Genomic DNA, 19,384 nt, shown 5'->3' with positions numbered 1-19,384 from the left:
CACTCGTCAGCGACGCGCTGAGTCAGCCGTCGCAGGGTGGTGCTGGCTGCGTATCGGGGTGATGGGCAGGGCGATGGTGAATGTTGCGCCGGCGCCGGGTCCAGCACTGGCTACCGAGATGGATCCGCCGTGGGCTTCGATGAGCGCTTTGGCGATGGCGAGCCCTATACCGGCGCCGCCATGCTCGCGGTCGCGGGCGGTGTCTGCCCGGTAGAACCGTTCGAACACTCGGGTGACGTGCTCGGCGGCGATCCCTTCTCCGGTGTCGGCGACGATGATTCTTATCTGGTCGCCGTCACGAAGACAGTGAAGGTGTACCGACCCGCCGGGCGGTGTGTGCCGTAGCGCATTCTCCAGCAGGTTCCCCAACACTTGAGACAGTCGTTGTTCGTCGGCCCAAAGCGGCGGTAGCGGTTGCGGGAGGTGTACGCGCAGTCCGACCCCCTTGGTGTCATAGCGTTCTTGTGCTGCTGCGACGCACTGGCGGGTTAGGCGGTTCACGTCGAGGGAGGCGTAGGACATAGACATCGCACTTTCCTCGGCCTTCGCCAGCGCGGCGACGTCATCGGAGAATCGCACCAGCCGACGGGTTTGGTCGCGCAGCATGGCTGCTGTCTGGGGTGTCAAGGAGCGCACGCCGTCTTCGAGTGCCTCGATGTAGGCCTCGAGTACTGCCACGGGTGTGCGGATCTCGTGCGCGAGGTCTCCGAACAGTTGCTGGCGTGTCGAATCGACGGCTTGAAGCCGGGAGGCCATTTGGTTGAATGCGGTTGCGAGGGCGTCGAAGTCATCGCCGAGGCGCGGCGGTGACACGCGGATGTCGTAGTTCCCTTCAGCGACATCGGTGGCCGCGGCGGCGACTTCGGTGATGGACCGTTGGAGGCGTCGACTGACGTAGAAGCTGACCACGAGGGCGGCCAGTGCTGACACCGCTAGGGCGCCTCCGATGGAGATCACCGTTGCGTAGCCGTAGGCCTCTTCGGCGTGGACTTCTTCCAGGGAGTCCATCGGGACACCGGCACGGTGGAGGTGTTCGCGGAACAGCGGTGGGCCGACCACGGCAGCGACCACCGCGGTCGTCGCCGCTCCGGCCGCCAGCACGATGGCTTGGGCCGCCAGGAGTCGCAGGCCGATACCGGGACGGCCCGGCCGTCGACGCCGGCGAGGGGTCGACGTAGGTGGGGGAGTCACTGTCCGGTTCCCATCCGGTATCCGACACCTCGAACCGTGGCGATGTAGCGGGGGCGTGCGGCGTCGTCGCCGAGTTTGCGTCGTAAGTGTCCGATGTGGACGTCGACGAGGTGTTCGTTGCCGACCCAGGGTTCGTCGCGAATTATTTCGAGAAGTTGTCGACGGCTCAGCACGATTCCTGGCCGCGCGGACAGGGCTTCGAGAATGTCGAATTCGGTGCGGGTCAACAGGATTAGTTCGTCGTCGATATGTACCTCACGGGCGGCGACGTTGATGCTCAGTGCGCCGAAGCGGCGCGGCGGGGCTGTCTCTCGTTCGGCGGGTGCGGCGGCTGTTTGCAGGATGCGGGGTCGCCGCAGCATGGCGCGGATGCGCGCGACCAGCTCGCGGGGACTGAAGGGTTTGGTGATGTAGTCGTCGGCGCCGACGGTGAGGCCGAGCACGGTATCCAGTTCGGTGTCACGGGCGGTGAGCATGACGACGTAGGCGTCGGAGAAGGTCCGCAATTGCCGGCAGACCTCGAGTCCGTCGATGCCGGGTAGACCGAGGTCAAGGATGACGACATCGGGATCCAGGTCGCGTGCGACGGCGATTGCGTCGACACCGTTGCCGGCGACGACGGCTTCGAACTGCTCGCGTTCGAGATAGCTGGCCACTACTTCGGCCAGGGGGAGTTCGTCGTCGACGACCAGCGCGCGGTATCCCTTCGCGCTCTCAGGCGCGCCCAGGTGGTGGTGCTGCATGTCCATATGGTGCCTGCTGGTGCGCCCGTAACCAGGTATGGCTGACCGGGCGGCTGGATCTTCAGCAGATCTTCACACGACTCATACCGTTTTCCTCCTGCGGTGGGGTGAGGCTCACTGCGGAGGAGGGCCTGACATGCGTTGGCTGATGGACGTGTGCCCGAACAGTCTCGGGTGGCAAGCGTGGCTGATCCTGTGTGCCGTGGTCGTGGTGCTGTGGGCGGCTGCGATCGCCGGCGCGACGGCGCTATTTAACGCCTCTCGCTGGCCGCGTCGTTCGGGGCGGCCTGACGTGCCTGAGGAGGCCGATTCGCAGCGGCCGCACCGCGGCGCACTGACCGGTACACCTGCGCGGCATCGCGGCGATGTCAATATTCGATCAAGCGGGTGACGTAGGGCGTCATGCCGGAGGTGCGTACGGGCGAGATCTTGACGACCGACCCGGTGTAGGGGGCTTCGATCATCATGCCGTCGCCCAGATACATCGCTTCGTGCTGGCTGGCGTTGGGGCCGTAAAAGATGAGGTCACCGCGTCGCATCTGTGACGAGGGGATCTTGCGGCCTGCGTTGTATTGCGATCCGGAGTAGTGGTCGAGTTTGATGCCGACGCCGGCGAAGGCATACAGCATCAGGCCCGAACAGTCGAAACCCACGGTGTTGGCGCCCTGGTCGATGCCTCGTGACGGGCCGTTGGCGTTGCCGCCGCCCCAGGAGTAGGGCACGCCCAGTTGTGACATGGCGCGGCGAATCACGAATTCTGAGGCCTGGCGGCCGTAGAGGCGGGGGATGCGTCCGTTGGTGATGCCGGGATCTGCGGCGGCGGTGACTGGAGACAGAATGCCGAGTTTGGTGAGGAACTTGCGGCCCATGTCGGCCGTCAGCTGCGCCGAGGTCGCCATGATCTTGAGGACGGCATTGATGATGGCCACCGGGTCGCCGGCCAGGTTAGCGCTGGGCACCATCGGCAGCGTGGTGTCCCACAGGCCCCCCTTGGTGGCGCCCCCCGGCGACGTGGTGCCGCGGTCCCAGGGAGCACCGGATGCCGGCCCAGTGCCGGGTTGCGCGGCACTGGGCGCGGCGGCTGTCGCCGCCACCGGTCGGGCGGCTTCCAGTCGAGCTTGAGCGGAGTCGCGTTCGGTAGCGAGCCGTTCGACCTCGCGTTGCTGTGCGGTAAACGTCTGCTGGGCGTCCCGGAGTGCGGCTACCGCGTCGTCTTGCCGGCGTTGGGCGTCCGCGGCGGCGCTCTCGGCGCGCGCCCGCGCTGCCGTCGCAGCAGAAAGCTTGTTGGCCTGATCGGTCTGCCGACGCAGGAGGTCGTCGCGGACCCGCTGAAAGCTGATGGTGAGGGTCTGCTGGGTCGAGGCCCCGGCCAGGATCTCCTCGGGACTTTGTGCCAGCGGCAACGCACCCGACGGCCCGTTCGTATAGGTCGACGCGGCGAAGCGGTCAAAGCGCTGTTGCGCGGCCTCGATCGCGTGTTGGCTGTCGGTAAGGGCTTGGTCGCTGGCAACAACGTCGCGCCGGGCCTGCGCGAGGGTGTCGCGAGCGGCCGCGACCTCGACCAGGGCACGGTTGACGCCCTCTTGCTTGATCTGAATGTCGCTACCGACGTCGGCCATCCGCTGGTTCGCTTCGGCGAAGGCCGCAACCAATGAGGGAACGTCGTCGCGGTCGGGGCTGCCGTCATGCCCGGCAACAGCGGTACCCGGGGCGCTGAGCACTAGTGCCGGCATTAATGCGCAGAGACTCAGGAAAGAAGTGAGGCGCCGCATCGATCTCCTCAGCTGGGGTGAGCGTTGTCGAGCCGCGCACCTAAGCCGAACGGCACTCGCGGCACTCCTACTACCGAGCTAAGTACGTAGCACAATAGTACGTAGACGGAACGTACATCACTTTGGTATCAGGAGGAACGTCTGTCACAGTCTCGGGTCGGTTACAACTGTGCGTCACGGGCGCTAGCTTCGCGCGCCGCGGCCGGTAGTGCAGATGCTCGCCCTATGCGGTCGAGGTGAGGCGTATCGCGGCTTTTCCCAGCTCGGCAGCTACATTGGGGGCTGAAGAGCTCGGGGCGCGAGGAGGCCAGCTCGTCGCGGAGAGCGGGAGGCGCAAATGGAACAGCGAGGATTCGGCGACCTCGAAGCGGTGGTCATGGATTGCGTGTGGGATTACGCCGAGCCTGTCACGGTGCGTGAGGTTTTCGACGAGATCTCTCAACGGCGCCAGATCGCTTACACCACCGTGATGTCGACGATGGACAACCTGTACCGCAAGCGCTGGTTGCAACGTCAGCGCGATGGGAAAGCGTACGTGTATCAGGCGTCCATGAGCCGCGAGGAGCGTTCCGCGCGTTTGATGAAGGCCGCGTTCGACGCCGGCGGGGATACCGATGCGGTGCTGGCGTTCTTTGTTGAGCAGATGAACGCCGAGCAGTCCGCTCAATTGAAGGCGGCTCTGCGCAAGGGGCGTCGGTGATGACCGCCGCGCTGTGGCTGCTCCTCTATGGCAGCGCGCTGGCCTGGTGGGCGCCACCGGTCCTGAGGCGGATGACCCGTCACGGCATCAGCCCCCATATGGGAGTGGCCGCCTGGCTGGCCACCGTCGCCGCGACGCTGACGGCGTGGCTCGTCGCGCTGATCATGGTCATCGGCGCAACGACGGACAGTATTCGTACGGGCGCGGTCGTGACGCTGTGCCTGGAGCTGTTTGGCTTCTCCGAGCACACCCCCATGGCCGGACGAATCGGTTCTGTTGTTCTCATCGCGGTAGGAACCCTGACGTCAGGGTTCGTCGTAATGCGGATCGGTCGCTGCTTGTCGCGGCTGCGGGCGCGAAGTCACGAGCACGCGCGTGCCGCGCGGATCGTCGGCCGACCCACCGACCATCCCAATGTGGTGGTCGTGGAGGCCGACCGGCCTGCTGCCTACTGCGTGGTCGGACGCCCGAACGCCATCATCGTCACCTCCGCGGCGATGAAGTCGTTGAACCGATCACAGCTCAAAGCGGTTCTGGCGCATGAAAACGCGCACATCTCGGGGCGCCACCACCACATCCTCATGGCCCTCCGCGCTCTGGGGGGCACACTGCCGCGGCTTCCGCTTTTCGCGACGGCTCCTCATCGTGTGGGTGAACTGCTGGAGATGTGCGCTGACGACACCGCCGTGCGCCGCGTCGGCACGCATCCGCTGTTGGCTGGATTATCTGCTCTGGCCGGAGAACACCCGCCTGCGCGGGAAGGCCTCGCCGCGGCGGGAACAGCGGTCATCGCGCGAGCGCAGCGCCTGCTCACCCCCACACGCCGGCACGTGCGATGGCGCCACCGCATCTGCCTGACAGCCGCGATCACCGCCATGCTCGCCACACCCGCTCTCATCCAGGTGCTCTGCCACCACTAGCGCCTCAACGCCGGCCGCACGTTGCGCAGGTGGAGCCAATGCGCGTAGGCCGCCAGCAAAGGAAACACCGCTTGGCGCGCGGGCCGATAGAGAGCAAATTATCTACGTAGTAAAACCGTAGATGATCTGCGGTGCAAGCAGCGCTCCGATCTATTGCATCTCCTTCGCGGAACCTCCAAAAGGGCGTTTTCGCAAGGGCATCGGGCGAATTCGATCGTGCGACGGAACGGCCGGTTGGCTCGGCGCAACGGCGGTCGCTGTCTGATCACAACCCGGCATCGGCTCAGGGGCCGAGCCGGAATTCGCCGATCCGCTGCTACAGTCGGCAACATCGTGAAGTACTTCGACGCGAACTCTGGGCAACGCCGCCGCGCCATCGTCGCGGCGTTGATCGCGTTCTGGACCGTCATCGTCGGAGCCGAGTGGGCACTGCCCGGCGTGAATGCGGCACCTGCGCACGGACCCCACACCCTGGCCGCCAGTGCGGTCGGCGCGCCGATGTCTGTCGAGCTCGACCACCCCCACGTCTCCCAACCCGACGCCGAGTGCACGCCCGACACCCTGGCCGAAGCGATCCTGCCGCGGGGAACGGTTTCCCTGATCGCGCTCGCGCTGGGCCTCGTCGTGGCTGTACTTCCGCTGCTGTGGTGCCAGGCGGCGAAGGCGCCTATCCGCGGTCCACCACGGAACGCCCGCGCCCTGCGCACCGGCCGCGACGTGCTCGCCCACCTGTGTATCGCGCGCCGCTGATCGGCTAGCGTCAGGCCCCGTCGTCTTCGACGGTGGCCGGTGACCGCTCCCTGCCGTCAGTCGCCGCGCTTCGTCGCGGCCTCACAGAAGCGACATTCATCGATGAATCCTGCCCTGCCAATCCGTCATGCACGCCCTTCGCACACCCGATCGGCGCAGCCACAACGCGGCCGCAACGAGCGACCGGCCACCATGGTCGGCCAGACCCCTGTCTTGAGAATCACCGCACCGTTCACGTCAGAAGAGCGGGGTTTTTGGGCCAAACTCGAAGGCTTCAACCCGGGAGGAATGAAAGACCGACCCGCGCTACACATGGTCGAACGCGCCCGCTCCCGCGGGGCACTTACCCCCGGCGCCCGCATCGTCGAATCCACTAGCGGGACACTAGGATTGGGTCTCGCACTAGCCGGAACGGTCTACGGGCACCCCGTCACCTTGGTCACCGACCCCGGGATGGAGCCGATCATTCAGAATATGCTCGCCGCATTCGGCGCCGACATCGAATTGGTCACTGAACCGCACCCACAGGGAGGCTGGCAGCAGGCTCGCCGTGACCGCGTGCAGAAGATCTTGGCCACCGACCCGCGCGCCTGGCATCCCGATCAATACAGCAACCCCGATAACGTCGAGGCCTACCGCGGGCTCGCGTTGGAACTGAACGAACAACTCGGCGCCGTTGATGTCCTGGTGTGCTCGGTGGGCACCGGAGGCCACTCGGCCGGCGTCGCACGCGTCCTCCGAGAATTTAACCCGCAGCTGCGGCTGATCGGCGTCGACACGGTGGGCTCGACGATCTTCGGCCAGCCCGCGGCTTCTCGGCTCATGCGAGGCCTGGGATCGAGCATCTATCCCGGCAACGTCGACTACCAAGCGTTCAACGAAGTGCATTGGGTTGCCCCCGCGGAGTCGGTGTGGGCATGCCGCACCCTGGCGGCCACCCACTACGCCAGTGGCGGCTGGAGCGTCGGTGCGGTCGCCCTGGTTGCAGGCTGGGTCGCACGCAATAGCCCTGCCGGAGCCACGGTCGCAGCGATCTTCCCAGACGGTCCGCAACGCTACTTCGACACCATCTACAACGACGACTACTGCCGCGCCCACGGCCTGCTCGACGCAGCGCTCCCACGGCATCCCGCCACCATTGAGGACCCGATGACCCAGACAGTCACGGCGTGGACGCGGTGCACCACCGTTGTCGACCCCACCGAGGTGCAGCCACGATGACCCTGCTGTCAGCTTTCCGCAGCTTTGGTTGGCCGAGTCGGATGCTGATGATCAACCAGTTCGGCATCAACCTGGGCTTTTACATGCTCATGCCTTACCTGGCCGGCTACCTCGCCGGCCCGTTGGGGCTGGCCGCGTGGGCCATCGGCCTGGTGCTGGGTGTGCGCAACTTCTCCCAGCAAGGCATGTTTCTCATCGGCGGCACTCTGGCAGACCGGCTGGGCTACAAACCGCTCATCGTCTGCGGATGTGTCCTCCGGACAGCAGGATTCGGCCTGCTCGTCTTCGCTGAATCGCTGCCGGCGGTTCTGATCGCCTCGGCAGCAACCGGCTTCGCCGGCGCCCTGTTCAATCCTGCGGTGCGCGCCTATCTGGCGGCCGATGCGGGCCCACGGCGCGTGGAAGCCTTCGCGGTGTTCAACGTGTTCTATCAGGCGGGCATTCTGGCCGGACCCCTTGTCGGGCTGGCCTTGATGTTCGTCGATTTCCGAATGACAGCTGCCGCCGCAGCGGTCGTGTTCGCAGCGCTGACCGTGGCCCAACTCTTAGCATTGCCCCACCGCGCCGCGGGGACACCTGATGAGAAGACATCGGTGCTGCAGGACTGGCGAACAGTAGCGGCCAACCGTTCCTTTCTGCTCTTCGCGGCGGCCATGATCGGGTCGTATGTTTTGTCATTCCAGGTCTATCTGGCATTGCCGCTTCAGGCGCGAGACCTGTTTCCGCGCAACGATTCCGTTGTCACCGCCATGATCTTCGTGGTCTCGGGTCTGGTTGCCGTCCTCGGCCAGATGCGGATCACACGATGGTTCGCCCACCGCTGGGGCGCCGGCCGCTCCCTGGTGATCGGCATGCTGATCCTCGCGGCGTCGTTTTTGCCGCTGATCGTGCTGCCCGATGACACCAGGGCAGGCAGAGTCGCCGCCGCGACCGCGCTACTCGTCGCCACGGCGGTGCTGGCGGTCGGGTCGGCGGCCGTCTTCCCGTTCGAGATGGACACCGTCGTCTCGTTGGCCAACAACCGTCTCATCGGAACGCACTACGGCTTCTACAACACCATCGTCGGAGTCGGCATTCTTGTCGGCAATCTGGCCACCGGCTCGCTGATGCAGGCCGCCCGAGATCTCGGGCAACCCTGGCTGCTGTGGGTCCTGCTGTCGGCAATCGGGCTGGCCTCCGCAGCCGCCTTGTTCCGGCTGGACCGACGCGGCCGACTTCAACCCGAACAGCTGACATCCTCTGGCGCGCAAACCCCCCGCTGAACACCCGAAGACGCGAACATGTCCGACACCCGATATCGCCATCTACGTAGTAACTACGTAGATGGCGATATGCTGGTTCCAGCATCCGCGCAGACGCCTTCACGCCCTGAATGGCCCACGCTGGCAAGGAGACTGCCACGACCATCGAGCCGCACCCCGCTTCGGGCAGCGTTGCCTCTCCGGCGATAGCCGCTGGGCGCATTCGCGTTCTGCTGGTTGAACCTCGGCGCATCTACGCCGACATGTTGGCCCGCACCCTACGCGCCGAAGAGTTCGCCGTCGACGTCGCACGCTCAGATGCTGCAGCGCTCACCGCGGTGCGCGGCGATGACCCCGACGTGGTGGTGGTGTGCCTGGGATCATCCGCGCACGGCGCCGTCGTCCTTGACCGTGTTCGCCAGGCCGCCCAGTGCGGCGTCGTCGCGCTCGCCGACACAGAGATGGCGCCACTGATATCGCGCGTCGGAGTGGCTCCCATCGGCTCCCGCGACAGACTCAGCACGCGAATACGGCAGACACTCAGGCATTCTCACCAGCGCAGCGAGGAAGGCGGCGCGCAGCGACGCCACGTCGACGATCTGGTGATCGACGTGGCGGTCCGGCGGGTCTATCAGCGCGGCAACGTCATATCGCTGACTCGAACGGAGTTCGCGATCCTTCGGGTTTTGTCCGATGATCCAGGGGAGCCCGTGACGTGCCGACGACTTCAGGAAGCCCTGTGGGGGGCGACGCAGCCCGGCGGGCGGTCAGCACTGGGCGTGCACATCGGCAATCTTCGTCGCAAGCTCGGTGACGCCCCGTCTTGTCCGCGCTATGTCCGGACGGTCCGCGGCATCGGCTACTGTCTGGCCGGCTGAACCGTTACCCGGTGCGGACCAGGCTTTTGGTGGGAGGAAGCTGTTGGCGGAAGCGTTCGGGGTCAGGTCTCGATAATCCGTATGACGTACGGTGTCATCCCGGCGGTACGCACCGGTGAAATCTTGATGGGAACGCCGGTTTGTTGCGCTTCGATCATTTTTCCGCCGCCGAGGTAGATCGCTTCGTGTTGGCTTCCGCCGGGCCCCCAGAACAGGAGGTCACCGCGTTTAGCTTGCGCGGGAGGTACCTTGCGGCCAGCGTTGTACTGGTCGCCGGACCATCGCGGCAACAGTACTCCGACGCCGGCGAAGGCGAATCGTGTCAGTCCTGAGCAGTCGAAACCGACGGTGCCTGCGCCTTGGTCGACACCGCGACTAGGGCCCGTGAGGCTGCCCCCTCCCCAGGAGTAGGGAACGCCGATCTGCGTTCCTGCCCTGCGGATAACGTATTCGATCGCCTGGGCACCGTAGAGACGGTTGCCGCGGACGCTCGTTTGGGGGCTTGCCGCGGGACTGACGAGTCCGAGACTGCTCAGGAAGCTACGCCCCAAGTCCATCGCAGTCTGGGTGGCAACGGCCGTCGCCTGCAAGGACGCGTTGGCGATGGCAACCGGATCGCCGGGCGCTCCCGCACTCGGGATCTTGGGCAGGAGTGGATCCCACCGACCGCCTGTCGGCTCGGCGGAGGCTGCTGGCGTGCACGCCAAAAGTACCGTCGCGACGACGGCAACGATCACCCCAGTCAGGCGAAAGCCGACCGCAGATACGCGGCCTTCCTCCGGGCGGACGCATCGGGCCATCGGTTCCATATGGCGTTCTTTCTTTCGGCTGTCGGAGCGCCGGTGATTGGTTTCGCCAAGAAAGGCGAAGCCGAGCGTTCCGTACTGTGCAGCAACGATGTACGTAGCGAATACGTAGATCAGCCTAACTCACATATGCCTCATCAGTAACACCAGCAACAGAATTACAATGCTGGAATTTCGGCGGCTGAAATTGCTAATGGTGTTTTGCGAATGGGTGTTTGAAAGTGTCGATCGTCGATGGCGGGACTACGAAATAATCGGTGGTCCGGACAAGTGAAAACGCCTTTACCTGAGGACGGCAAACCAAAGGTGCCGTAGCGGAAAGGGCTGCGCTACCTGTCCTGCGTGGGCCCCGCGGCGCGCGATGCTTGGGTGACGCTCGGCAGTTCGCAACCCGGTTCGGTGATGCGAAACGTCCTGTCGACACGCGTAACTGGTGCCACGAGGTGACTGGGAGGCGGCGGTTGTGAGTCTCCGCTTCTGATCTGAGTTTCAGAGGTTGGCGTTGCCGGCTTTCCACTGATCCCAAGGGATGTTCCAGTCACCTAAACCGTCTGTCCCCGACAGCGTGGGGCCGGTGGTGTTGATGACCTCAACGATGTCGCCGCGTCGGGTGTTGTCGTAGAACCAACGGGCGTTGGCCGGATTGACGTTAAGGCATCCGTGGCTGACATTGGCGATGCCTTGGCTGCCCACCGACCACGGTGCAGAGTGCACGTAGATCCCGCTGTAGGACATCTGGGTCGCCCACTCCACCTCGGTGCGGTATCCGTCAGGAGAGTTGACCGGAACTCCGTAGGTGGACGAATCCATCACCAGAAACGAGTAACGATCTCCGATGATGTAGGCGCCGTTATCGGTCGGGGTCTTGGCTTTACCCATGGAGATGGGCATGGTCTTGACGATCTGACCATTGCGCCGCACAGTCATCGTTTTGGTGGCGTCATCGGCGGTGGCGATGACCTCGTCACCGATGGTGAACCGGGTAGTGACGTCATCCTGACCGAACAGCCCGTCACCGAAGTTGACGCCGTAGGCGTTGACCGCCACCTCTACTTTTGTTCCCGGTTTCCAGTATTCGGCCGGGCGCCAACGTACTTCGCGATTATTGAGCCAGTAGAAGGCTCCCTCGACCGGGGGGGTGGTGGTCACGTTGATCGCTTGCTGCGCCGCAATCCGATCGGTGATGTTTTCATCGAAGCGGATCGCGATGGGTTGGCCCACGCCAACCGTCTCGCCGTCGTTGGGCAGGACGTAGGGCATCGTCAAGTTGTCGGGCGAGTGGGTTTCGAAGGTCGCTGTCGTAGTGGTCGCGCCGCCCAGTCCAAGGGCCTGGGCATGAAGGGTGTACTGCTTGTTGTAGCCCAGCGGCTCGGCAGACGACCAGGACACGCCATCGGGGCTGAGCTGTCCGTCGACGAGTTCGCCGGCTTCGTTGGTCAACGAGACTTGGCCGAGAACGCCGTCACCGGCGGACACGGTAACAGGGGAGTCCACCGCGACACCGATCGCTCCGTCGGTCACCGACGCCTGCAATTTGGGCACTAGCAGGTCGGCGAACGGGGTGCCTTTATCAGTGATGACCTCGGGCTGGGGCGCGGCGGCCGGCGACGAGCTGCACGCGGCCGCGATCAGCAGCACCGCCATCGCCAGGACGGCCGTCCGCAGCCACTGCGCCGTCCTGCGAAACGGTGGGAGGCAAGTCGCCTGCGGCATCAGTGTGGTCTCCGTATCCGAATGTTGACATCGCTGATGAGCGGGCACAGCGTGCGCCGCGACAGCCGTTCGCGGGCGGCGGTGCACCGTTCACGCATATGGTTCAAGTGTGCTGATGCGTCATTTGGCTTTCTTAGTCCTTCGATGAAGATTCAGTAAAGACGCAGACTTGCGCACTGGTCTGCCCGACATGGCATCCGGCTAGCTCTGGCAGGCGCCGAACGGGCTGCCGATCGTTAGTTCGTCGATCGTCGGACCGTGGCGCGCAATAGGCCACGTAAAAGGCTATGGGTCTAGTACGCGTTCTGGGCTGATCGGGAACGCTTGAGGCAATCACGGTCCGGGAGCGCCAGATGCTGGTCCCTCTCAGCCCTGCTCCAGTGTTGGTCTCGTCGCGGTGCGGTCCTTCGTCGCGGTCGTGGACTTGAGGCTGCACCCTCCGGCGGGGGTGAAGGGGTGTATCAGCTGCCGCCCGTACGCGGTGGGGTAGTCGGGGTGTGCGGCCATGCCGAGCTGGGTGGAGTCGAATCGACGGGCGGCGTTATAGGAGTAGGTGCGCATCAGGTGGTCCCAGACCAGGGTGAACAGCCCGAAGTTGACGTCGCCGATGCCAGCCCACTTGAGGTGATGGAAGCGATGGCCTTCGTTGAGAGCCAAGACGTACTTGGCGGGGCCCACGCGGTAATCGGCGTTGGAGTGCTGCAGCAGCAGCTGGATCGCCACCGCGAGCGCGAGTAGGGAGGCCACGTTGACGGGCAGACCGATCAGGATGAGCGGTGCCACACCAGCGGCCATCTCAACGGTTTGGTGCAGCGGGTGTTTCATCAGGCCGTTGAGGCCGTAGAAGCGGGTGATGCTGTGGTGCACGGCGTGAAAACGCCACAACACGCCGATCTTGTGGCTGGCCACATGGACCACGGTGATGCCGAGGTCGGCGATCATGATCGCGGCGAGGACCTGCAGCGGCAATGCCCAGGTGCGCGGCCACAGCTGCGGGGCCGGGACGACCGCCGCTAGTAGTGGAATGGCAGCCACGCTGGCCAGGATCAGCGTCTCGTTGACTGCGACGTGGATGCGGTCGCGCCTGCTGTCTGCCTGATCATGATTCCATTCGGGGTCATACGGAATGACACGTTCGACCAGCAACGCGGTGGCAATCGCGACGGTCATCACGGCCAGCAGCCAGTATTTCGCGGCGCCGGCGGCGGTTAACGCCACACCGGCGCCGTTGAGGCCGAGCAGCATGACCGGCACGTAGCCGTATCGGGCCACCGCCTGTGCCGCGGTGAACGCCGTCAATGGCGGGGACTTCGTGCTCACCACCTGATCGTCGCGGCTACTGGCGTGGCAGAGCTTGAATGATCCGGCTACACGGCGGTGTCGAGGTCCCAGGACACGTGCCGGCTCAACGCCGAGGGCGCCAGCCCGAACATCTCCCGCGTGGTACGGGTCAGATGGGCGCTGTCAGAAAACCCCGCATTATGCGCGGCGCCGGTCAGGTCATCGCCGGCGTGCGCGCAAATGATGGCGAGCCGCAGCCGTAACCACAGCACGTAGCGGCGCAGCGGAATGCCGACCTGTTCGGTGAACAGATGGGTCAATCGGCTCGCAGACACACCGACCTGGGCCGCGAGTTCGGTACCTCCGACTGGGCCTGCAGCCACAAGGTCGGGGAGCAGCCGCAACGCCTCATCGACGGCGCGATGGCGCGTCATTGCTTCATCAGCTGCCATGGCGGGTGCGAGGTGTTCGATCAGCTCGTCGACCACGACGACCAACGGACGTCGGCGGGTGAACGTCAACACCGGAGCAACAGTCCAGCCGGACCGAAGCGCGCGCAAGTGCGCCGAGCGCCCTGGGGCAGACTCCGGTTCCAAGAACACCACGGTGCCCTCCGGCGCGCCGACTTCGACCCGGTGTGGCGCATCGGCGGGCACGACCACCTTGGTGCCGCGATGCTGGTTGCCGTGCTCGTCACGCATCGTGAAAGGTGTTGTTGCGGTGACAATCTGGACGGCATGGTGGGCGTGTAGGTCGGTGGTGCCAATCGATCCGGTGAACGCCAACACCCCAGGCCGCAGCAGTGCCGTCCCGCCCCAGTGCGGTTCACCGGTGATACCACCGCCATCCCGCATCATCGCCACGAATCGATGCTACGGCCTTCCAATAATCAACTTACCGCGGCGCCAGCAACGGGGAACATCGAATCGGGCGTGGCCAGCCATCCGCCGCCACGGGTAATGCAGGATATGCGCCATTGGCCAGTCACCCACCGCCGCGCCTAGCTCGGGCGCCCTTGTACCGTATACCCCTCAGGGGTACCTTCGTTGTATCACCCGGAGCGGGTAGCCCGACAACTGGAAGGCGTATCGCTGGTGACCGTACAAGAAAGATTTCGGCAGCTCGTCCAAAGCCAGACCGCACGGTCGATCGCCAAATGCATCGCTTTGTGCGCGGTGGGTCGTGTCACTAGTGGGCGCCGCTCAGGCAAGCCCGGCGAGGGAAAGTCCTGCTGCGGCTGACAGCACCGCGACAGGCTGCCCCCGAGCGGCTTGCCGCCGGAGCGTCAGGCCTCACTGCTGCTGCCGTCCTTAGTGCCTAGTCTTCATGGACCCGAGTGTCCCGGTCCGATGTTCTACGAAGGAAGTTCTCGATCGCCGGGCCGAAAGCGTGTGCCATGTCCTCAGCGTCGACAAATTGGCGGGACATCGAAACTTCGGCGAGGACCCCTTGTGGAAGGACAGTGGCGAGGCTGTGTGCCAAGCACTCGGGGTGACGGATGTCGTCGCCGGCGATGACGAGCGTCGCAGTGTCGATGCGCCGGAGGTCCTCGACCGTTGCAAAGGCGCGGTCATGACCGATTGACGCCGCGGCCGCCGCACTGTGGGCGTCAGCGCGCGGAATAGCCTCAGCGACCAGGTTGGCGATCAGCGGCTGAAGATCAGGAATGAACAATTCCCAGGCGGCCTGCAGACCGCGGGAACGGGCACGCTCGGCGAAACGATCCATCAGATCGGTGTCTGCGGCTTTGTCCGCATCGTCCTCTATCGCTTCAGCACTGATGACCACCGCCGACCGGGCGATACGGGGGTGCTGGAGGCACGTCCGCAAAACGATGGTGCCGCCCAGTCCGGCGCCGACAAGGTGGGCGCAGGTGTCATCGAGCGCGTGAATGATCGCAATGACGTCGCTGACGTACTGATCCCATCGGTGCAACGTCGGGTCGGGACAACGCGATGCTCCGTACCCTCGAATGTCAGGCAACGCAACGCGATACCGGCCAGCGAGCCGGTCAGCAAGCGGTCGCATGCTGTAGTGATCCGGACCCCCACCATGAAGCATGATGATCAGTTCGCCGCGCCCGACGACCTCCCCCATGAGGGGCCAGCCATCATCTCCGACGTGTAACGCGCGCACCGCCAACTGATCCCTCCCACCGTTCCGGGATAGCGCTACGCGCGTCGACACCTCGCCAGGGGCCCCCGGGAAAGTAACCCTTGAAGCATACCCCTAAGGGGTATATGCTCTCTTACGTATACCCGGTAGGGGTATCTACACCCGGTAAGGATAGGAGATCGGTGATGAGCACGAGCACGTACGCCGTCACAGGGATGACTTGCGGACATTGCGAGCTGTCGGTGCGTGAAGAGGTCAGCGAGGTTGCCGGAGTTGAAGGCGTCGAAGTTAGCGCCAAAACCGGCACCCTGATCGTGACGTCGAGCCGTCCCGTCGACGACGCGCAGATCCTCAACGCCGTCGACGAGGCCGGCTACTCGGCGGTGCGTGTCGCATGAACGCCGCGGGACGATTGACAGCGTTTGGTGCCGGACTGGCAGTGGCGTTCACGGCTGCATACGTCACCGCCGCAGCGGTCGTCCCTGATACCGCGGCGACATCTCCCCAGACCCAAACTTCCGATGCTGCAGCGGATCACAGCGCGCCGCCGACCGAGCAGGCGTCGCCAGTCATTCCCTTCGCCGACCCGCCGGGGTTGTCGTTGGCCGAAGACGGATACGTCCTGAGCCCGGTGTGGTCCCCCAGCGCACCCAACGATCGGGGAACGATGAGCTTCACCATCGTCGACCCGGGCGGCACGCCGCTGCTGGACTACGCGACCGTGCACGACAAGCAACTGCACCTCATCGTGGTCCGTTCCGACGGCCAGCACTTCGCCCATGTACACCCAAGGCTGGACGCGGCCACCGGCACGTGGTCAACGCCGTGGACGTGGAACGCCGCCGGCACCTACCGCGTGTTCGCCGACTTCCAACCCGCAGGGGCGGGCAGCGCCAAACTCACCCTCACCCGAACCGTGCAGGTGGCCGGCGCGTTCGTCCCGGCGGTGGCGAGTGCCACACGCACCGTGGATGAAATCGCCGGATACACCGTGAAACTGGACGGTGCACTCACCGCGGGCGTCTCCCACCAACTCACCGCGACAGTCACGCGCGACGGCCGGCCGGTGATGACCTTGCAGCCCTACCTGGGGGCTTACGGCCATCTCGTCGCCTTGCGTGAGGGAGACCTGGCGTATCTACATGTGCACCCTGAGGGGGCCGAGCCGGTACCGGGCGGCACCGGTGGGCCTGCGGTGTCGTTCGCGGCGACCGCACCCACAGCGGGGCGCTACCTGCTCTACCTCGACTTCAAAGTCCAGGACACCGTGCACACCGCCAGCTTCGTCGTCGACGCCGCACCCGGTGGTACCAACGAGCCCGCGCCAGAGCCATCGCGTGACGCCGGCCATGCCGGCGGGCACTGAGCTATCCCGTCCGAATCAGAAACTGAAAGGCAGTGGCTTCATGACGACATCGACACCGGTGTCTGGCCCGAGTGTGGAACTTCGCATCGGGGGAATGACCTGCGCCTCCTGCGCCAACCGCATCGAGCGCAAGCTCAACAAGCTCGACGGCGTGGCCGCGACAGTCAATTACGCGACGGAAAAGGCCACCGTCACGGTGCCTGACGGATACGATCCGGCGCTGCTGATCGCCGAGGTGGAGAAGACGGGCTACACCGCCGCGCTCCCGACACCGCGCACGCCGATGCCCTCCGACGCATCCGGTGACACCCCGCACGCCGTGGACACCGCCGACCCCGAACTGGCGTCGCTGCGGCACCGCCTGAGGGCCTCGGCCGTCCTGACGGTGCCGGTCGTCGCGATGGCGATGATCCCGGCGCTGCAGTTCACGTACTGGCAGTGGGCGTCGCTCACGCTGGCGGCCCCCGTCGTCGTGTGGGCAGCATGGCCATTCCATCGGGCCGCCTGGGCCAACCTGCGACACGGCACCGCGACCATGGATACGCTCATTTCGCTGGGCACCGTGTCGGCGTTCCTGTGGTCGCTGTATGCGCTGTTTCTGGGCAGTGCCGGCGCGCCGGGTATGAAGCATCCCTTCGCGTTCACCCTGGCGCCGTCGCATGGCGCCGCCAACATCTACCTCGAAGTCGCCGCAGGCGTAACCACGTTCATCCTGGCCGGACGCTACTTCGAGAAGCGGTCCAAACGGCAGGCCGGAGCGGCACTGCGAGCCCTGCTCGACCTAGGCGCCAAAGACGTATCCGTCCTGCGCGGGGGGACGGAAACCAAGATCGCCATCGAAGAACTCGTGGTTGGCGACGATTTCATAGTCCGTCCGGGGGAGAAGATCGCCACCGACGGCGTGGTGGTGTCCGGTTCCTCGGCTGTCGACGCCTCGATGCTGACCGGCGAAGCGGTACCCGTGGAAGTCGCTGCCGGCGACACCGTGGTCGGTGCCACCGTCAACGCCGGCGGTCGGCTGGTGGTGCAGGCCACTCGCGTCGGCTCGGACACCCAGCTCGCGCAGATGGCCCAGCTGGTCGAACGCGCCCAGACCGGCAAGGCCGAAGTGCAACGCCTGGCCGATCGCATTTCCGGCGTCTTCGTACCGATCGTCATCGCTATCGCCGTGATCACCCTCGGCGCCTGGCTGGGCGCGGGATTTTCAGTCGCCGCCGCGTTCACCGCAGCGGTCGCGGTCCTCGTCATCGCCTGCCCCTGCGCCCTTGGGCTGGCCACGCCCACCGCCCTGCTGGTGGGCACCGGTCGCGGCGCACAAATCGGCGTGCTGATCAAAGGTCCCGAGGTGCTCGAATCCACCCGCAAGGTTGACACCGTGGTGCTGGATAAGACCGGAACCGTCACCACCGGCAAAATGACGCTGGTCGATGTCATTACAGCGCCGGAAACCGAACGCGCGGAGCTGCTTCGACTGGCCGGCGCCCTGGAGAACGCCTCCGAGCACCCCATCGCCCAAGCCGTCGCCGCCGCGGCGGCCGAGGAACTCCAGGCCTTGCCCCTTCCGGAGGACTTCGCGAATGTCGAAGGCAAAGGCGTCCACGGCATCGTGGATGGACACGCCGTCATCGTTGGGCGCGAATCACTGCTGTCCGACTGGGCGCAACACCTCAGCCCGGATCTGTCCCACGCCAAGGCCCGCGCGCAAGCCCAGGGAAAGACCGTGGTAGCGGTCGGGTGGGACGGGCAGGCGCGCGGTGTACTCGTCATCGCTGACACCGTGAAACCGACAAGCGCACAGGCAATCTCGCAGATGCGTGACATTGGGCTGACCCCCGTGTTGCTCACCGGCGACAACGAAGCCGTCGCTCGACAGATCGCCGCCGAAGTCGGCATCGACGACGTCATCGCCGAAGTCATGCCCGAAGGCAAGGTTGACGTCATCGCACGCCTCCAAGCCGAAGGCAAGACGGTCGCCATGGTCGGCGACGGAGTCAACGACGCGCCCGCCCTCGCCCAAGCCGACCTCGGTCTGGCGATGGGCACCGGCACCGACGTCGCCATCGAGGCCTCCGACATCACCCTGGTGCGCGGTGACCTGCGCAGCGCCGTTGACGCGATCAGGCTGTCCCGCGAAACACTGTCGACGATCAAAACCAACCTGTTCTGGGCGTTCGCCTACAACGTCGCAGCGATCCCCGTCGCAGCACTGGGCATGCTCAATCCGATGCTGGCCGGAGCCGCAATGGCATTCTCCAGCGTCTTCGTGGTGGGCAACAGCCTGCGCCTGCGCCGCTTCAAAACCACTTCCGCCGACACCACCAGTTAAATCACCGCCACCTGTGAGGAGAACCCATGTCCGAGAATCAGAACCGCACGTCAGCCTGCTGCTGCAGCGGCGCAGCCGACAAAATCGATACCTCAGCCATCGACCCTACGGCGAGGAACCTGCTTGACCTCGGCGCGCAGAACGAGACCACCTGCCCCGTGATGCCCGGCACTCCGGTGAACAAGACGATCGCCGAAGCGGCGGGACTATTCCGTGACTATCGCGGTCGGCGTTACTGGTTCTGCTGCAAGGGATGCGGACCACGCTTCGACCGCGACCCCGACAAGTATGCCTCCGCCGCATGACCGCGACCCTCGTCGCGCACTCCTCGCCGGGCACCCAAAGTTAGTCACCACCACGC

18 protein-coding genes are annotated in these 19,384 nt (G+C 65.2%); 10 read left to right on the top strand and 8 right to left on the bottom strand.

All coding sequences use genetic code 11. The annotated features are described in order from the left end of the window. Positions 1-6: 6 nt before the first annotated feature. The 3 genes from ACNUDN_RS31005 to ripA all read right to left on the bottom strand — a co-directional run bounded on the left by ACNUDN_RS31005 (position 7) and on the right by ripA (position 3,718). On the bottom strand, positions 7-1,191 hold the full coding sequence (locus tag ACNUDN_RS31005) for a sensor histidine kinase (protein WP_419125610.1): 1,185 nt from the start codon (positions 1,189-1,191) through the stop codon (positions 7-9). After that, the gene (locus tag ACNUDN_RS31000; protein ID WP_067952909.1) at positions 1,188-1,934 is read right to left on the bottom strand and encodes a response regulator; all 747 of its coding nucleotides are present in this window, start codon (positions 1,932-1,934) and stop codon (positions 1,188-1,190) included. The genes ACNUDN_RS31005 and ACNUDN_RS31000 overlap by 4 nt, the downstream gene beginning before the upstream one ends. Before the next feature lie 368 nt (positions 1,935-2,302). Further along, positions 2,303-3,718 carry an NlpC/P60 family peptidoglycan endopeptidase RipA gene (gene ripA / locus ACNUDN_RS30995; protein ID WP_419125622.1) on the bottom strand — a complete coding sequence of 472 codons (1,416 nt, stop codon included), beginning with the start codon at positions 3,716-3,718 and terminating at the stop codon, positions 2,303-2,305. A gap of 325 nt (positions 3,719-4,043) precedes the next feature. On the opposite strand from ripA, the gene ACNUDN_RS30990 reads away from it, so the two are divergent. The 6 genes from ACNUDN_RS30990 to ACNUDN_RS30965 all read left to right on the top strand — a co-directional run bounded on the left by ACNUDN_RS30990 (position 4,044) and on the right by ACNUDN_RS30965 (position 9,416). After that, on the top strand, positions 4,044-4,406 hold the full coding sequence (locus ACNUDN_RS30990; protein ID WP_024444607.1) for a BlaI/MecI/CopY family transcriptional regulator: 363 nt from the start codon (positions 4,044-4,046) through the stop codon (positions 4,404-4,406). Next, complete coding sequence (locus ACNUDN_RS30985; protein ID WP_011856857.1) at positions 4,406-5,326, top strand: M56 family metallopeptidase; 921 nt, start codon at positions 4,406-4,408, stop codon at positions 5,324-5,326. The genes ACNUDN_RS30990 and ACNUDN_RS30985 overlap by 1 nt, the downstream gene beginning before the upstream one ends. A gap of 333 nt (positions 5,327-5,659) precedes the next feature. Next, the gene (gene lpqS, locus ACNUDN_RS30980; protein ID WP_083407554.1) at positions 5,660-6,076 is read left to right on the top strand and encodes a putative copper homeostasis (lipo)protein LpqS; all 417 of its coding nucleotides are present in this window, start codon (positions 5,660-5,662) and stop codon (positions 6,074-6,076) included. Positions 6,077-6,178: 102 nt separating this feature from the next. Next, a complete protein-coding gene (locus tag ACNUDN_RS30975) occupies positions 6,179-7,297 on the top strand; it encodes a PLP-dependent cysteine synthase family protein (protein ID WP_419125609.1) in 1,119 nt (372 codons plus the stop codon). Next, a complete protein-coding gene (locus tag ACNUDN_RS30970; RefSeq protein ID WP_011856854.1) occupies positions 7,294-8,559 on the top strand; it encodes an MDR family MFS transporter in 1,266 nt (421 codons plus the stop codon). The genes ACNUDN_RS30975 and ACNUDN_RS30970 overlap by 4 nt, the downstream gene beginning before the upstream one ends. Positions 8,560-8,801: 242 nt before the next feature. Continuing rightward, the gene (locus ACNUDN_RS30965; protein ID WP_094295076.1) at positions 8,802-9,416 is read left to right on the top strand and encodes a winged helix-turn-helix transcriptional regulator; all 615 of its coding nucleotides are present in this window, start codon (positions 8,802-8,804) and stop codon (positions 9,414-9,416) included. 62 nt (positions 9,417-9,478) lie between these two features. Here the strand turns inward: ACNUDN_RS30965 and ripB are convergent, their stop codons facing one another. The 5 genes from ripB to ACNUDN_RS30940 all read right to left on the bottom strand — a co-directional run bounded on the left by ripB (position 9,479) and on the right by ACNUDN_RS30940 (position 15,358). Beyond that, the gene (gene ripB, locus ACNUDN_RS30960; RefSeq protein ID WP_419125608.1) at positions 9,479-10,225 is read right to left on the bottom strand and encodes an NlpC/P60 family peptidoglycan endopeptidase RipB; all 747 of its coding nucleotides are present in this window, start codon (positions 10,223-10,225) and stop codon (positions 9,479-9,481) included. Positions 10,226-10,711: 486 nt separating this feature from the next. Next, entirely contained in the window at positions 10,712-11,935 is a 1,224-nt protein-coding gene (locus ACNUDN_RS30955) for a L,D-transpeptidase (protein WP_419125607.1), read from the bottom strand. Positions 11,936-12,301: 366 nt separating this feature from the next. After that, positions 12,302-13,255: a sterol desaturase family protein gene (locus ACNUDN_RS30950; RefSeq protein ID WP_094295100.1), complete on the bottom strand. Its 954-nt coding sequence runs from the start codon at positions 13,253-13,255 to the stop codon at positions 12,302-12,304. A gap of 47 nt (positions 13,256-13,302) precedes the next feature. Next, entirely contained in the window at positions 13,303-14,073 is a 771-nt protein-coding gene (locus tag ACNUDN_RS30945) for a helix-turn-helix domain-containing protein (protein WP_094295101.1), read from the bottom strand. Between the two features lie 460 nt (positions 14,074-14,533). Next, positions 14,534-15,358: an alpha/beta fold hydrolase gene (locus tag ACNUDN_RS30940; RefSeq protein ID WP_094295102.1), complete on the bottom strand. Its 825-nt coding sequence runs from the start codon at positions 15,356-15,358 to the stop codon at positions 14,534-14,536. 158 nt (positions 15,359-15,516) lie between these two features. Here ACNUDN_RS30940 and ACNUDN_RS30935 point away from each other — a divergent pair, with 158 nt between their 5' ends. From ACNUDN_RS30935 to ACNUDN_RS30920, 4 genes are read left to right on the top strand one after another with little or no spacing between them, the layout of a single operon-like run. Continuing rightward, complete coding sequence (locus ACNUDN_RS30935; RefSeq protein WP_094295078.1) at positions 15,517-15,729, top strand: heavy-metal-associated domain-containing protein; 213 nt, start codon at positions 15,517-15,519, stop codon at positions 15,727-15,729. After that, positions 15,726-16,697: a DUF8832 domain-containing protein gene (locus ACNUDN_RS30930; RefSeq protein WP_094295079.1), complete on the top strand. Its 972-nt coding sequence runs from the start codon at positions 15,726-15,728 to the stop codon at positions 16,695-16,697. Before ACNUDN_RS30935 ends, ACNUDN_RS30930 begins: the two co-directional genes overlap by 4 nt. A 40-nt stretch (positions 16,698-16,737) precedes the next feature. After that, positions 16,738-19,023: a heavy metal translocating P-type ATPase gene (locus ACNUDN_RS30925; protein ID WP_419125606.1), complete on the top strand. Its 2,286-nt coding sequence runs from the start codon at positions 16,738-16,740 to the stop codon at positions 19,021-19,023. A 26-nt stretch (positions 19,024-19,049) separates the two neighbouring features. After that, on the top strand, positions 19,050-19,328 hold the full coding sequence (locus ACNUDN_RS30920) for a YHS domain-containing protein (protein ID WP_419125605.1): 279 nt from the start codon (positions 19,050-19,052) through the stop codon (positions 19,326-19,328). The last annotated feature ends 56 nt before the right edge of the window (positions 19,329-19,384 follow it).

This window comes from Mycobacterium sp. smrl_JER01 (assembly GCF_048513595.2).
GTDB lineage: Bacteria > Actinomycetota > Actinomycetes > Mycobacteriales > Mycobacteriaceae > Mycobacterium.
This window is presented reverse-complemented; position numbering and strand designations above follow the sequence as displayed.

Excerpts from the sequence above, each read along its gene's own strand:
- ACNUDN_RS31000 (WP_067952909.1), bottom strand. The coding sequence starts at position 1,934 with ATGCAGCACCACCACCTGGGCGCGCCTGAGAGCGCGAAGGGATACCGC.
- ACNUDN_RS30990 (WP_024444607.1), top strand. The coding sequence starts at position 4,044 with ATGGAACAGCGAGGATTCGGCGACCTCGAAGCGGTGGTCATGGATTGC.
- ACNUDN_RS30985 (WP_011856857.1), top strand. The coding sequence starts at position 4,406 with ATGACCGCCGCGCTGTGGCTGCTCCTCTATGGCAGCGCGCTGGCCTGG.
- ACNUDN_RS30975 (WP_419125609.1), top strand. The coding sequence starts at position 6,179 with ATGAATCCTGCCCTGCCAATCCGTCATGCACGCCCTTCGCACACCCGA.
- ACNUDN_RS30970 (WP_011856854.1), top strand. The coding sequence starts at position 7,294 with ATGACCCTGCTGTCAGCTTTCCGCAGCTTTGGTTGGCCGAGTCGGATG.
- ACNUDN_RS30965 (WP_094295076.1), top strand. The coding sequence starts at position 8,802 with ATGTTGGCCCGCACCCTACGCGCCGAAGAGTTCGCCGTCGACGTCGCA.
- ripB (WP_419125608.1), bottom strand. The coding sequence starts at position 10,225 with ATGGAACCGATGGCCCGATGCGTCCGCCCGGAGGAAGGCCGCGTATCT.
- ACNUDN_RS30955 (WP_419125607.1), bottom strand. The coding sequence starts at position 11,935 with ATGCCGCAGGCGACTTGCCTCCCACCGTTTCGCAGGACGGCGCAGTGG.
- ACNUDN_RS30945 (WP_094295101.1), bottom strand. The coding sequence starts at position 14,073 with ATGATGCGGGATGGCGGTGGTATCACCGGTGAACCGCACTGGGGCGGG.
- ACNUDN_RS30935 (WP_094295078.1), top strand. The coding sequence starts at position 15,517 with ATGAGCACGAGCACGTACGCCGTCACAGGGATGACTTGCGGACATTGC.
- ACNUDN_RS30930 (WP_094295079.1), top strand. The coding sequence starts at position 15,726 with ATGAACGCCGCGGGACGATTGACAGCGTTTGGTGCCGGACTGGCAGTG.
- ACNUDN_RS30925 (WP_419125606.1), top strand. The coding sequence starts at position 16,738 with ATGACGACATCGACACCGGTGTCTGGCCCGAGTGTGGAACTTCGCATC.
- ACNUDN_RS30920 (WP_419125605.1), top strand. The coding sequence starts at position 19,050 with ATGTCCGAGAATCAGAACCGCACGTCAGCCTGCTGCTGCAGCGGCGCA.